Origin of the sequence: Thioclava sp. F42-5 (assembly GCF_002213195.1) — a bacterium.
Lineage (GTDB): Bacteria > Pseudomonadota > Alphaproteobacteria > Rhodobacterales > Rhodobacteraceae > Thioclava > Thioclava nitratireducens.
Window position 1 is genome coordinate 215,703 of sequence record NZ_NBNZ01000001.1, and the last position, 13,070, is coordinate 228,772.

The 13,070-nt window shown below is 65.4% G+C and carries 9 protein-coding genes; 3 read left to right on the top strand and 6 right to left on the bottom strand.

The window, feature by feature from the left end; translation table 11 throughout:
• Positions 1-6: 6 nt before the first annotated feature.
• On the bottom strand, positions 7-3,387 hold the full coding sequence (locus B6V74_RS00995; RefSeq protein WP_168184162.1) for an AsmA-like C-terminal region-containing protein: 3,381 nt from the start codon (positions 3,385-3,387) through the stop codon (positions 7-9).
• Between the two features lie 179 nt (positions 3,388-3,566).
• On the opposite strand from B6V74_RS00995, the gene B6V74_RS01000 reads away from it, so the two are divergent.
• The 3 genes from B6V74_RS01000 (at position 3,567) to B6V74_RS01010 (ending at position 6,276) form a co-directional block, all read left to right on the top strand.
• A complete protein-coding gene (locus tag B6V74_RS01000) occupies positions 3,567-4,070 on the top strand; it encodes a peroxiredoxin (protein ID WP_088721728.1) in 504 nt (167 codons plus the stop codon).
• Positions 4,071-4,424: 354 nt separating this feature from the next.
• Positions 4,425-5,741 (top strand): M23 family metallopeptidase, encoded by a 1,317-nt coding sequence (locus tag B6V74_RS01005; protein WP_088718836.1) that lies wholly within the window; start codon positions 4,425-4,427, stop codon positions 5,739-5,741.
• Entirely contained in the window at positions 5,731-6,276 is a 546-nt protein-coding gene (locus B6V74_RS01010; protein ID WP_075774585.1) for a polymer-forming cytoskeletal protein, read from the top strand. Before B6V74_RS01005 ends, B6V74_RS01010 begins: the two co-directional genes overlap by 11 nt.
• Positions 6,277-6,592: 316 nt before the next feature.
• Here B6V74_RS01010 and B6V74_RS01015 read toward each other — a convergent pair whose 3' ends face one another.
• The 5 genes from B6V74_RS01015 to B6V74_RS01035 all read right to left on the bottom strand — a co-directional run bounded on the left by B6V74_RS01015 (position 6,593) and on the right by B6V74_RS01035 (position 12,984).
• Positions 6,593-7,981, bottom strand: a complete 1,389-nt coding sequence (locus B6V74_RS01015) for a TRAP transporter large permease subunit (protein WP_075774584.1) — start codon at positions 7,979-7,981, stop codon at positions 6,593-6,595.
• 3 nt (positions 7,982-7,984) lie between these two features.
• Entirely contained in the window at positions 7,985-8,668 is a 684-nt protein-coding gene (locus B6V74_RS01020) for a TRAP transporter small permease (protein WP_075774583.1), read from the bottom strand.
• A 113-nt stretch (positions 8,669-8,781) separates the two neighbouring features.
• On the bottom strand, positions 8,782-9,792 hold the full coding sequence (locus B6V74_RS01025; RefSeq protein WP_075774582.1) for a TRAP transporter substrate-binding protein: 1,011 nt from the start codon (positions 9,790-9,792) through the stop codon (positions 8,782-8,784).
• A 220-nt stretch (positions 9,793-10,012) separates the two neighbouring features.
• Positions 10,013-11,239, bottom strand: coding sequence for a sigma-54 dependent transcriptional regulator (locus B6V74_RS01030; protein ID WP_088721729.1), 1,227 nt, complete (start codon positions 11,237-11,239; stop codon positions 10,013-10,015).
• Positions 11,236-12,984: an ATP-binding protein gene (locus B6V74_RS01035; protein WP_088721730.1), complete on the bottom strand. Its 1,749-nt coding sequence runs from the start codon at positions 12,982-12,984 to the stop codon at positions 11,236-11,238. The genes B6V74_RS01030 and B6V74_RS01035 overlap by 4 nt, the downstream gene beginning before the upstream one ends.
• Positions 12,985-13,070 lie beyond the last annotated feature (86 nt).

The following is a 13,070-nucleotide window of genomic DNA, read 5'->3' on the forward strand; positions in this document are numbered from 1 at the left end:
TCAGCCTTATTCGCTCAGCACCTTGGGCGGCGCCGCCCGGAACAGCTCACGCAATCCGCCGGGCGCCAGAACCGACAGCGGGTTGATCGAGACCTTCGGCGCGTCGGCGCTTCCGCGCAGAGAGTAGTTGAAGCCGAAGAGCCCTTCCCCCGCCTTCGAGATGACCTGACCGATCCCGTTCACGAGATAGAAAGGCGAGATCACGCCCTTCATGTTCAGCGTCTTCGATTGCGGGTAGTAGTTGCCCGTCATCGTCACCCCCATGGAGGCCCCTACGGCGGCGCCCCGTGTGACACTCACCCCGTTGGGCGTCAAGCGGAAGGCGCCATCGACGGAACTGAACAGGATGCCCTCGCCGCTCAGCTGTTCCAGCAGCCCTACGCCCGAGGCCGCCGACAGCAGCGAGGCCAGAACCGGCGCGTCCTTCACCCGCAGGTTCGCGACGGTGAGCTTGCCGTCATAGCTTTTCTGCCCAACCGGCGTCAGCACCAGCGTGCCCTGCCCGCCGCGCGCCTTGGTGAATATTCCGGTTGCCGCCAGCGCCTGTCCCGCATCTTGCGTTTGCGCCCGGACTGCGACGCGCCCGCCCGCGGCGGGGATCACCGTGCCGTCGATCGGCGCGCTGCCGTTCAACTGTCCCTGGAACCGGCCCGACAGACCGCCCCGCGTACTGAAATCGCCGCGAAACCCGGTGAGCGCGATGCCGTCCGTTATCTGCACCCGGTCGAGGGCTGCATTAATCGACGTGCTGCCCCCACCGCCTGCGCCGGCCCCGCCGCTGCCGCCCAGATCCGCCTGTGCGAGGTTCAGATCGCCGGAGGTGACATTCACCTTCGGCGGGCGCGCCTTGCCCTGGCCTATCAGATCGACGCTACCGTCGAACCAGTTGCCGACGCTGAGGCGCGAGAACCGCGCCCGGTTCAGCCCGCCGCCCTTGTTCAGCGTGATCCCGCCCTGCGCCTTCAGCCCCGCCGCGCTCAGCGACAAGCTGTCGATATCGGGTGGCGCGCCGAGCGTGCCGGAAATCTTCAGATCGCCCGCGCTGCCCGCAGGTTTGCTCCACCCGATTTCCGGGATCGACAACCGCACCCCCTGCAGCGCACTGGTGAAGGTGAAGGCGGTCGGCTGATCCTTGCGCAGATCGAGCGCGATACGGCCTTTGCCCGCGCCGCCCACCATACCGTTCGGCAAGGCAATCCCAAGACGATCCAGCCCGTCAGCGCTTACATCGACCGTGCCTGCAACCTCCGAGCGGCCCTTGTGCTCCGGCCCGAATTTCTGCGTCCAGGCTGCATCGAACCCGACACCGGACAGTGTCCCCTTGCCGGAAATCGTCATCCCCTTGGGATCGGCCTTCAGCGTCAGCAAATCGGCCCGCAGCGTCCGGTTGGGCACCAGCGTGTCGGTCTTCACCTCGGTCAGCCGGGCGGTGACATCGAAACCGATCTCGTCCTGCGGCACCTTGGGTTTAAGCGGTAGCCGGATTACCGAACGCGCCTCGGCCCAACCCTGCGCGATATCGGTGCTCATGCCTGCCTTGCTGAGAAACTCGAAAGGCGGCTGATCGAGCAGCGACAGCGCCGCCGGGATCGGCGAGCGGGTCATCAGCGTGACCTCCGCCGGGGCTGGTTTGATGCGGATATCGGGCACGATGAGCGACGAGCCCGTCACCTCGATCCGGCCGCCCGACGGCGCGGTCACATGCCCCTCCTCGACCTTGAGCGCCTGACGCGTGTCGATGATCGTGGCGAAGCCTCGGCCCTGCTGAACGGGCGGCAAGGTGTTGATGATCCGCACATCCGCGCCCCGGAACTCGTAGCCAAGCGCCAGTTTCGGCTGCGCCCCCGGCACCAGCCGCAGCGCGACGCGGGCATTGCGCAGTTGGCCGGTGGTCACGTTCTTCTCGAGCCATTCGCGGGTCTTCGGCACCACCGCCGGCGGCCAGAGCGCGAGCAGCTTGGTCTGGTCGATCTGGTCGATCCCGGCATCGAGCGCGACTTTCCAACCGTCCTTCTCGGCGCTGACCTTGCCGCGCGCCGAAATCGTTGTGTCGCCCTGATCGTTCAGCTCCAGCTGCCCGATATCGACGCGGAACGGATCAAGGTTGAGCCGGAAGTCGACCGCGCCTTGCGCGAATTGCACAGGGCTCTCGAACAGACCCGCCGGGTCGAGCTGCAGATCGGAAATCGCGATCTGGCCGAGGATCTCCTTCGGCACGCCGCCCTCGAGATCGCGCAGATAGGTGTGGCCTGCCGCCCGCAGCCGCAATGCCCTGCTGTTGAGCGAAAGCGTCGAGACCTCGACGCGCTGCCGCTTCGGATCATAGCTGAGATAGAGCTTGCCGTTCTCGATCGGGATCGGCTTCACGCCCTCGTTGGGCCGGATCGCGCCGCGCCCGATCTCGAGCATCGCGTTCATCCCGGTCAGTTCGCCCTTGTCGTTCAGCCCGGAGCGCAGCGCCCCCGAGATCGGCGCATCGAGCACGCCGAGCGCCACGAGCGCCGGCGCCTGCATCGCGAGATCGCGCGCCGGAAGCGCGGTCACGGCAGCCCCGAAACTCGCTTCGCGGCTGGCCTTCTGCGTGGTCATCGACAGCGCGACCTGCGCCGGCTTCGCCCGACCACTACCCAGATCGAAGCCAAGCGCGACAGAGATTTCGCTATCGCTCTGCGTCAGTTTGAACCTGCCGTCGCTGACCTTCCAGAGCCGGTCGAGACGCTCGTCCATCAGCCGGAGTTGCAGGTCTTCGGCGCTGATCTGCTGCAGCTTGGACAGCGCTGGAACCTCGAGCGTTTTTTCAAAGGTCTCAATGAGATCGGAGGCATTGTTCAGGTCGATATTGGCGAAGCGATTGCCGCCGCCGAAATCGAGATCGAGCTTGCCGTCGGGCAGGCGATGCAGCGAAAGGCTCGCTCCGCGCAGCCGGAACGAACGCGGCTCCACCCGCCCGCGCAGCAGCGGCTCCGCCCAGAGCGTCATGCGCAGCTCGGGCAACACCGCGATCGGCAGGCCCGAAGGCCGCTCGAGCCGCACCGTGTTCAGCCGGATCCTGGGCCGGATCCCGTCATCGATATAGAGATCGATCCCGCCGGATAGCCGAACCCGCATCTGCCCCTGCAACGCGTCATTGGCGCGTGTCTCGATGCGGGAAACAACCCATTGCGGTACGGCGACCGCGCGATGCGTGATGACGAGAAAGGCCCCGGCGGCCACGACTCCGAGAAACAGGAAGCTGAGAACCAGCAAGAGCCCGGTGCGCGCCCTGCGGCCGCGACCTGCCGACGTTTCCGCCCCGGTGGCGACCTTCTCGGCATCGCCCGTCGACGCTTTGCCCGCCCTATCGGGCGTGCCAGACGTTTCGCGGCTATCGGGACGCTCTCTCTCCATACCGTTCGTCTTGCGCCCGTTGGCTCGGGGCCGTTTCTCCCTCGGAAGCGGCGCGTGCCGACCCCGTCTCATCTGCCGGGCCCACCGCGCGCGGTCTTGCCCGGGTCTCCTGCCTCGTGGTTAAGTCTCGCGCAAGCGGGCGTGGAAAGTAAGCCCCGAACTTGCAAGGAGGTTCCCCAATGATCGAGACAGGCGAAAAAGCGCCGGACTTCACTCTGCCCGCCACGGGTGGCAAAAGCTTCGAAACACTCGGAAATCCGATCACGGAGGAGGGCAACCTGACGCTGTCGGCCTTCGCCGGCCGTCCGGTCGTGCTGTATTTCTATCCCAAGGACAACACGCCCGGCTGCACCACCGAGGCGCTCGATTTCACCCGGCTCGGCCCGGATTTCGCCGCCGCAGGCGCGGTCGTTGTCGGCATCTCCAAGGACAGCCTGAAGAAGCACGAGAATTTCTGCGCCAAGCATGACCTGGGCATATATCTGGCCTCCGACGATGATGCGGAAACCTGCGAAGCTTACGGTGTCTGGGCCGAAAAATCGATGTATGGCAAGACCTTCTGGGGCATCGTTCGCGCGACCTTCCTTATCGACGCAGACGGCAAGGTGGCGAAGGTCTGGCCGAAGGTGAAGGTCAAAGGCCACGCAGAAGAGGTGCTCGGCGCCGTCCGAGACCTCGGCTGATCGAAACCCCGAAAAGGCGCTTTCCCGGGCGTCCACCCTCGCGACGCGGCGCCCGTCGCACGGCGACCGCCAGCGGCAAGCGCGGATCACACCAACGTGACGCCCGCATGACCGGCAGGACCTAAACCGCCGGGAAGTCCCGTCTTTTGGGCAAGAAACCGCTCATACCGCGCGCGCGAGGGAACCGTGACCGAATGTGCCCGGGAAAGAGGTTGCCCGGACCTGCCCCCCTTGGTAATCCCTTTGGCCAAGGGCGGAGGACTTATCCACAAGCAGGACGGGTGCACCGCCGCGAGCGACGCGCGGCCCCTTCGTGGTCGCCCTTGATCCGAAACAAACACAGGACCGACCGGCTTGCCTAGACGCATTCTCGACCGCCTGAACACCCGTCTCGAGCGCATCCTGCCCGAACAGCGGCTGTTTCTGAAATCAGACAGCGCCACGCGGTTCGTCCGACTGCGCCCCCTCACGCAGGCGAGCGTCTTGGCGATTGGCGCTGGCGTATTCGTGTGGTCGATGGTCGCGACCTCGATGCTCTTCATCGACGGGATTTCCTCTGGCGGGGCCGCGCAGAACGACAAGGTTGCGAAAATCGCTTTCGAGCGACGCCTCGACGCGCTCTCGCAAGAGCGCGACGCCCGCGCGGCCGAAGCTCTCGCCGCTCAAGACCGCTTCCAGACCGCCCTCGAGCAGGTCTCGAAGATGCAATCCACGCTGCTCGCCTCGGAAGAGCGCAAGCGCGAGCTGGAAACCGGGATCGGCGTGATTCAGGCGACCCTGCGCCGCACCATGGAAGAGCGCGACAACGCCCGCCTCGCACTCGCCAAGGCCGAGGGCAAAGGCCCCGATGCCGGCCCCACCCCGGCAGCCCGCGCGGAGGACATGGCGAAAACGGTCGACATGCTGACCAGCGCACTCGGAGAGACAGCCAAGGAACGCGACACAGCGAATGCCGACGCCAAGACGGCGCAGCTGCAGATGGACAAGATCGCGCTGCAGAAGCGGCTTCTCGAACAGCGCAACGACGAGATCTTCACCACGCTCGAAGGCGCCGTGAAAATCTCGATGGAGCCGCTCGACAAGGTGTTCAAGCAGGCCGGCATGGACCCCGATCACGTCCTCAAGGAGATCAAGCGCGGCTATTCGGGCACCGGCGGGCCGCTCTCGCCGATCTCGCTCTCGACCAAGGGCACAGCCGATCTCGACGGCGATACCGCCCGCGCCGAGAACATCCTGCGCAAGCTCGACGAGATGAACATGTATCGCATCGCCGTCGACAAGCTGCCGCTCTCGATGCCCGTGAAGGCGCATTTCCGGTTCTCCTCGCCCTTCGGTTGGCGCTGGGGCCGGATGCATGAGGGCGTCGATATGGCGGCTCCGATCGGCACCAAGGTCTACGCGCCCGCCGATGGCGTCGTGATCGCGGCCGAGCACGAGCGCGGCTACGGCAACATCATCAAGATCCGCCACGACTTCGGCATCACCACCCGCTACGGTCACCTGAACAAATTCCACGTGAAAGTCGGGCAAAAGGTGTCGCAAGGCGAGTGGATTGCTGATATGGGCAATACCGGACACTCCACGGGACCGCATCTGCACTACGAGGTCCGGCTCGGAGGCAAGCCAATTAACCCGATGACCTTCATCAAGGCTGGTAAGAATGTTTTCTAAATCGAAAATCCATGAACCGGGCCCCAAGGCCGACGGCGACAAGCCCAAATCCGCTGAAAGCGCGACCGCTCCGAGCCGCCCCACGTCCAGCTCGAGCGACTACACGCCGAGCTCCGCGCCGCGCTCCAAGCCCGCGCCCTCGGTTCTCTCCTCGGACCTGACCATCACCGGCAACGTCAAGACGACCGGCGACATTCAGATCGAAGGCACCGTCGAAGGCGACATCCGCGCCCACCTGCTGACCGTCGGCGAAAGCGCCACGATCAAGGGTGAGATCATGGCAGACGACGTCGTGGTCAATGGCCGCGTCGTGGGCCGTGTGCGCGGCCTGAAGGTGCGCCTGACCTCGACCGCACGCGTCGAAGGCGACATCATTCACAAAACCATCGCGATCGAGAGCGGCGCGCATTTCGAAGGCTCGGTGCAGCGTCAGGACGACCCGCTGCAGACCGGTCAGGGCACGCCGAAGCTCGCGCCGCCGGCCTCCGAGGCTGCTGCAGCCGCTGCGGCTCCGACGGGTTCCGAACAGAAATAAAATCAGGCGATAGCCAGAGCAGGAGGGGCGGCCGATCGGGTCGCCCTTTTATTTTGCGCTGGCGTCATGTCCCGAACGAGCGGCAGGGGCGCTGCCCCTCTTCGCATTCGCGAATTCACCCCGGGATATTTGCGCCAAGCCGAAAGAATATCCAGTTTTCTCGCCCTGGCGGAAATATCCCGGGGCGCGCGCGCAGCGCGGGGGCAGAGCCCCCTAGACCGACCCCACAGAAAAGCGCGCCGCGTGGGGATGCCACGGGCGCGCCTAGTTGGAATGGCGGGACATCGGGCCGGAAGTAGCCCCTGCCCCGCTCGGGTTATTTCACGACCGTCTCCGGTCCCATCGCCATCGTCGGCAGCCATGTCGACAGGAACGGCACGTAGGTGACCAGGATCAGGAAGACGAAGAGCACGGCGAGGAAGGGCGCAGCCGCCTTCACGACCCGCATGATCGGCATTCCTGCCACGCCTGAGGTTACGAAAAGGTTCAGACCCACCGGCGGCGTGATCATCCCGATCTCCATGTTCACAACCATGATGATGCCGAGATGGATCGGATCGACGCCCAGCTCCATCGCGATCGGGAAGACCAGCGGGGCGACGATCAGGATGAGGCCTGAAGGCTCCATGAACTGCCCGCCGATCAGCAGGATGACGTTGACGATCACGAGGAACATGATCTTGCCGAGACCTGCGCCGAGGAGCGCCTCGGTGATCTTCTGCGGAATTTGCTCGTCGGTCAGGACGTGCTTGAGGATCAGCGCGTTGGCGATGATGAACATCAGTGTGATTGTCAGCTTGCCCGCCTCGAACAGCGTATCGCGCGTGCCCTTGTGCCAAATGGCGGTGATCAGTGCCTGCGGCTTCTTCAGAAGTGAGGTTTTTCGCTCGCCCTCGTCGAGCGGGCCCATGTCGCGATAGATGAAGTTCGCGACGAACCACGCATAGACGGCGGCGACGGCAGCGGCCTCGGTCGGGGTAAAGATACCACCCGTGATGCCGGGGATACCGTAGAGGCCCACCATGATGATCGCGATCAGCATCAGGCCCCAGAACGCGTCGACGAAGCTTGCAGCGACTTCGCCCCAGCCCTGCCACTCGCCTTTCGGCAGGTTGCGCTTGATCGCGAAGAACAGGATCGTGGCCATCAGCATCACGCCCGCAAGAAGGCCCGGAATGACGCCCGCAAGGAACATCCGCCCCACCGACACGTCGGTCGCCGAAGCATAGACGACCATCACGATCGACGGCGGGATCAGGATGCCGAGCGTGCCGGCGTTACAAATAACGCCAGCGGCGAAATCCTTGGAGTAGCCCACCTGACGCATCGCCGCGATGACGATGGAGCCGATGGCGACCACGGTTGCAGGCGACGAGCCCGAGAGCGCCGCGAACAGCATACAGGCGAATACGCCCGCGATGGCCAGTCCGCCCGGCAGGTGCCCTACCACGGCGATGGCGAAGCGGATGATCCGTTGCGCCACCCCCCCGGTCGACATGAAGCTCGAGGCGAGGATGAAGAACGGGATCGCCAGCAGCGTCGCGTGGTTGTCCATCGCGTCGTAGAGCGACTGCGCGATGGAGGCGAGCGAGGCGTCCGAAAAGATCAGCAGGAACAGCGTCGAGGCCAGGCCAAGAGAGACCGCGATCGGCACGCCGATCAGCATGAAGCCGATCACCATCACGAAAAGGAACAGGATATCCATGCCTCAGTCACCCTTGTTGAAATGGGCCACGTCGGCCACTTGGTCTTCGGCTTCGTGGCTCACGATCAGCGCCGCACGCGTGCCCGTGGCGACCCCGATCGCCGCCTGTACGAAGCGGATCAGCAAAAGCGTCACGCCGATCGGCAGGATCAGATAGGGGATGAAACGCGGCAACTTGTCATAGGCCTCGCCCATGTTGAACCGGTCGCCGAGCCAGACGGCGAGCCAATCCGCGATCGGTACCTGGTCGGTCTCGTAGAAGGCGCGGTCGCGCGTCTCCTGGAAGCCGGTCGGGAACCAGCGCCCCGAGGTCTGCTCGAACCCGGCGAACGGCGCCCAGTAATCCCAAGCCCCTTTCAGCAGCAGGACCGCGTAGAGAATGCACAGGCCCGCCGCGACGAGGCTCATGGCCTTGCGCGGTCCGGGGCGCAGCATGTTGATAATTGCATCGACGCCCAGATGCGCGGTCACTTTCACCGCGTAGCTCATGCCCAGAAGTACCAGCCAGGCAAACAGGATCAGCGTCGTCTCCAGCCCCCAGATCAGCGAGGAGTTGAAGACGTAGCGCAGTACGACATTGACGAAGGTGATCACCGTCATGACGCCGAGGATCAACGCGATCAGCGTCTCCTCGAGGTTGTGGATCGCCCGCGAAAACCCGTTACGCGGCTCATAGCGCTGGCTCATGGCTCACTCCGGTCTGAGGTCGAGAGGTGAAAGTGGCGCGCGCGGGTGATGTGGGGGCCGCGCGCGCCGTGAGATCGGGCGACGGGTGGGGTCCGTCGCCCGTCCGTTCCGGATCAGTGCTTGGCGTTGATCGCCTGCGCTGCGTCGATGTTTTCCTGACCGACGTCATCCTTGAACTGGTCCCAGACCGGTTTCATCGCATCGACCCATTGCTGGCGCTGCTCGGGCGTCAGTTCGCGGATCGTCGCACCGGCATCGAGGATCGCCTGACGGTTCTCTTCGTTGACCTGGTTCACGGCGGCGTTGCGCTCCTGCGTGACCTCGTCGAGGATCGACTTGATCTGGTCACGCATCGCCGGATCGAGGCTGTCCCACCAGTCGACCGAGGTCACGACCATGTAGTCGAGCAGGCCGTGGTTGGTTTCGGTGATGCCGTCCTGCACTTCGTAGAACTTCTGGCCGTAGATGTTCGACCAAGTGTTCTCCTGCCCGTCAACCACGCCGGTCTGCAGCGCGCCATAGACTTCCGAGAAGGCCATCGGCTGCGGCGACGCCCCCAGCGCTTCCATCTGCGCGATCAGCACGTCGGAGGGCTGCACGCGGAACTTCAGACCCTTGGCGTCGCCCGGCACCAGCAGCGGCTTGTTGGCCGAGAACTGCTTGAGGCCGTTATGCCAGAAATCGAGGCCCAGCAGACCGCGACGCACCATCGCCTCTTTCATCGACTGGCCGACTTCGGAATTCTGGAATTCGTCCACGGCTTCCATGTTCTTGAACATGAAGGGCAGATCGAAGATGCGGTATTTCTTGGTGAAGGTCTCGAATTTCGACAGCGAGGGCGCAGCCATCTGCACGTCGCCCTGCAGCATCGCTTCCAGCACCTGATCATCGTTGTAGAGGGTGGAGTTCGGGTAGACTTCGACGCAGGCCTTGCCGTCCATCTCTTCGTTCACGCGCTTGGCGAACAGCGCCGCCGCGATCCCTTTCGGGTGCTTGTCGGTATTGGTGACGTGGCTGAACTTGATGACCATTTCGCCTTCGTCGCAGCCCGTCGGATCGGCCATTGCGACCGAGGCCGAAGCCATGAGGGCGAGCGCCGAAACGGCGGCGGTAAATTTCTTCATAATGTCCTCCCGGTATTCATGTCACGCCGGTCCTCCCCGGCATCGGGGCAAGCAGAAAGGCGCCGAGAGATCCGATCAACTGTTTCGTGAAGCTCTTGTAAAAAGGCCAATTAACCAATCTAAGTCAAAGCCTTACGAGAAAGCCCCGATCCCGCGCCGACGAGGGGTGTGCGAAATCCCGCACAGATACAGGCGGCTGCGTGCGAATCCTCGCCCGCCCCTAGTCGCGGTAATCGTCGGGCCGCAGCCCGTGGCGCGCGAGCTTGTCGTAGAAGGTCTTGCGCGGCAATTTCAGCGCTGAGGCCGCCTCGGTCGCGTTGCCGCCCGAGCGGGTCAGCGCCTCTGCCAGCAGCGACTTCTCGACCGCCGCCATCCGCTCGGACAGGCCCAGCTCCGCCGGCGGCTCGCCCGCCTCCAGCCCCATCGCGAAGCGCATCGCCTCCGACATAAGCGCGCGGGCATTGCCGGGCCAGTCGCGGGCCATCAGCTGTGCGGTCATCTCGGCCGGGATTTCGGGCGCGCGCAGGTTGGCCTGTTCGCAGGCGGTGGCGACATAGTGGCGAAACAGCGCGGGAATGTCCTCGGGGCGTTCCGAGAGCGAGGGGATACGCACCTTCAACGCCTCCAGCCGCCAGTAGAGATCGGGGTGGAAGCGCCCTGCCCGCGCCTCGCCTGGCAGGTCGCGATAGGTGCCCGCGATAAGGCGCGTGGCAGGCCGGGTCTCCAAGAGCTCGATCAGCGCGAATTGCGCCGGGCGCGGCAGGTCGGCCACCTCGTCTAGGTAAAGCGTGCCGCCCTCGGCCTGCGCGAAACCGGCCTCCAGCGCCTCCACGTCGAGGCCCGCCGCGGCGAGTTTAACGAAGGGACGGCGCGCATTGGTCGAGAGCAGATGGATCACCTCGGCGAGCTTGGAATTGCCCGCACCCGGCGCGCCGGTGATCAGCACCTCGGCGCCCGAGCGCGCCGCGCGACGGGCCGCTTCGCGCAGGCCCTCCGCTACCGGAGAGTCGCCAACCAGCATCCGTGCCGCGGCATCGCCACGCTTGCCGGCGGCCCGCGAGAACCGCGCTTCCATCACGCGCGCGCGCGTTTCCAGAGCCTTCTCAACGACGGCCAGCAAGTCTTTCCCTGCGCAAGGCTTTTCCAGAAAGTCGAACGCGCCCGCTGCCATCGCGCGCACTGCCATCGGCACATCGGCCTCGCCGGTCAGCAGGACGACGGGCAGCTCCGCATCGGCCTTCTGCACGAGGTCCAGCAGCGCGAACCCGTCCTTCCCGGGCATCCGGATATCGGTGACCACGATCCCCTCGAACTCGGTCGAGATATGGTCCTTCGCTTCGATATAGCTGCCTGCGAGCGTCGGCTTCAGCCCAGCCAGTTCCAGCGTCTGGCCTAGCGCCTCGCGCACCGCGCGGTCGTCATCGACAAAGAGAACCCGGCGCATCATGTCTCCACCTCGGTTGGTCTGGGTTGGCTCGCAGCTTCGCGCAGATCGATGGTGAAGCGCGCCCCGCCCCCCGGAACATTCTCGCCGCGCAGGTTGCCTCCGAACCCTTGCACAAGCCCGTAAGAGATCGAAAGGCCGAGGCCAAGCCCCTCTGCCGATCCGGCTTCCTTGGTCGAGTAGAACGGATCGAAGATACGCTCGGGGTCGCGGATGCCCGGTCCGGTGTCGCGCAGGCTGAGGCGGATCATGCCATCCGTGCGCGCCATGCGGATCGTCAGGCGGCGCTCGGGCTGGCCCTCCATCGCCTCGATCGCGTTCGAGATCAGGTTGATGACGACCTGACTGAGCCGCACCTCGCCACCCATGACGATCGCGGGGAAATCAGGACGCTGCCAGTCGACGGTGACGCCCGCGCGCTTCAGCCTTTCGTCGAGCATCTCGAGCGCGCTTTCCACCACCGCCGCGAGACCCACGCGGGTCGCGGGTTCGCTTTCTTGCCGCGCAAAGGCGCGCAGGTTGCGGATGATGCGCGCCATGCGATGCGCCATCGCCCCGATCTTGCCGAGCGTCTCGCCCGCCTCTTCAGTCCGACCGCGATCGAGCAGCAATTCAGCATTCTCTGCATAAGACGAGATCGCCATCAGCGGCTGGTTCAGCTCGTGACTGATCCCCGCCGACATCTGCCCCAGCGCCGAAAGCTTGCCCGCCTGCACCAGCTCGGCCTGCGTGCGGCGCAATTCCTCGTTCGCGGTCGACAGCTCCGCCGTGCGCTCCGCCACGCGAACCTCAAGCGCGGCATTGGCTTCGGCCAACGCGCGCCTGCGCTCCCACAATGCGAAGATCACCGCGCCCACCGCCAGAAACCCGGCCGCCGTCGAGAGCGCGGCAAGCCGCGCCGCGCGCAGAACCGGATCGGCGGCGGCGAGCGCGTGACCCTCCATCTGGATCACCGGCAATTCGCGCGACACATCCAGCGCGGGACCGGCGAGCGAGCCATCCCCCGACACCAGACGATGGCCCGCCAGATTGCGTTCGCGCAAGTGAAGCACCCCGGCGAGCGAGCCCGCCGGATAGGTCGCGGGATCGGGGCGTGCGCCCGGTTCGGACAACAGCACCAGATCGGTCCGATTGGTCAGGAAGCTCACCCCGTCGGCATCGGTAAACCAGACGGGCACCGGGTTGCCGCGCCCCTCGGCCTCGACATCCTCGGCATTCAGCCGCAGCAGCACGATGCCCGAGACGCGGCCGCCAGAGGCGAAGACAGGGGCGGCGAAGACGAACAGCCGGTCGCCGGTATCGGGATCGACGAAATGTTCTGACCCTGTCGCGCCTTGCGCGGCGCGGGCCAGCGCCCGGTTCATCGTGACCCGATCGGGACTGTCCGCAGGGCCCGCGAGCACCGTGCCTCCCGGCGCGATCAGCCAGATGTCGCGCGCGCCCGCGTGGTCGGCCAAGCGCTGCAAGGTCAGGCTCACCGCGTCATCGCGCCACGTGCCGACCGCCTTGCCCCCTTCGGCAAAACGCCCCGCCAGCGCGACCACGTCGGGATGATCGGCGGCCAGAACGGCCACTTCGCGAAACTGCAGAAGGGCCGCCACCAGACGATCCGAGGCCAGCCGCAGGTCGGACTGTCCCTGCGCCTCGATCCGCGCCAGACCCTCGCGCGCCGAGACCCGCCACACCCCGATCGAGGCGGCAAGCGTCAGCGCTATCCAGATGAGCAATATGGCGACACGGCCCAGCATCAGCACTCTCCCGCCCTTTCCTTGCGACCAACGGCGCGGCAATGCAAGGCGGCGTGTTCGCTTGGTCTTGCATCCCGCGGCGCCTT

Excerpts from the sequence above, each read along its gene's own strand:
- B6V74_RS00995 (WP_168184162.1), bottom strand. The coding sequence starts at position 3,387 with ATGGAGAGAGAGCGTCCCGATAGCCGCGAAACGTCTGGCACGCCCGAT.
- B6V74_RS01000 (WP_088721728.1), top strand. The coding sequence starts at position 3,567 with ATGATCGAGACAGGCGAAAAAGCGCCGGACTTCACTCTGCCCGCCACG.
- B6V74_RS01010 (WP_075774585.1), top strand. The coding sequence starts at position 5,731 with ATGTTTTCTAAATCGAAAATCCATGAACCGGGCCCCAAGGCCGACGGC.
- B6V74_RS01015 (WP_075774584.1), bottom strand. The coding sequence starts at position 7,981 with ATGGATATCCTGTTCCTTTTCGTGATGGTGATCGGCTTCATGCTGATC.
- B6V74_RS01020 (WP_075774583.1), bottom strand. The coding sequence starts at position 8,668 with ATGAGCCAGCGCTATGAGCCGCGTAACGGGTTTTCGCGGGCGATCCAC.
- B6V74_RS01025 (WP_075774582.1), bottom strand. The coding sequence starts at position 9,792 with ATGAAGAAATTTACCGCCGCCGTTTCGGCGCTCGCCCTCATGGCTTCG.
- B6V74_RS01030 (WP_088721729.1), bottom strand. The coding sequence starts at position 11,239 with ATGATGCGCCGGGTTCTCTTTGTCGATGACGACCGCGCGGTGCGCGAG.
- B6V74_RS01035 (WP_088721730.1), bottom strand. The coding sequence starts at position 12,984 with ATGCTGGGCCGTGTCGCCATATTGCTCATCTGGATAGCGCTGACGCTT.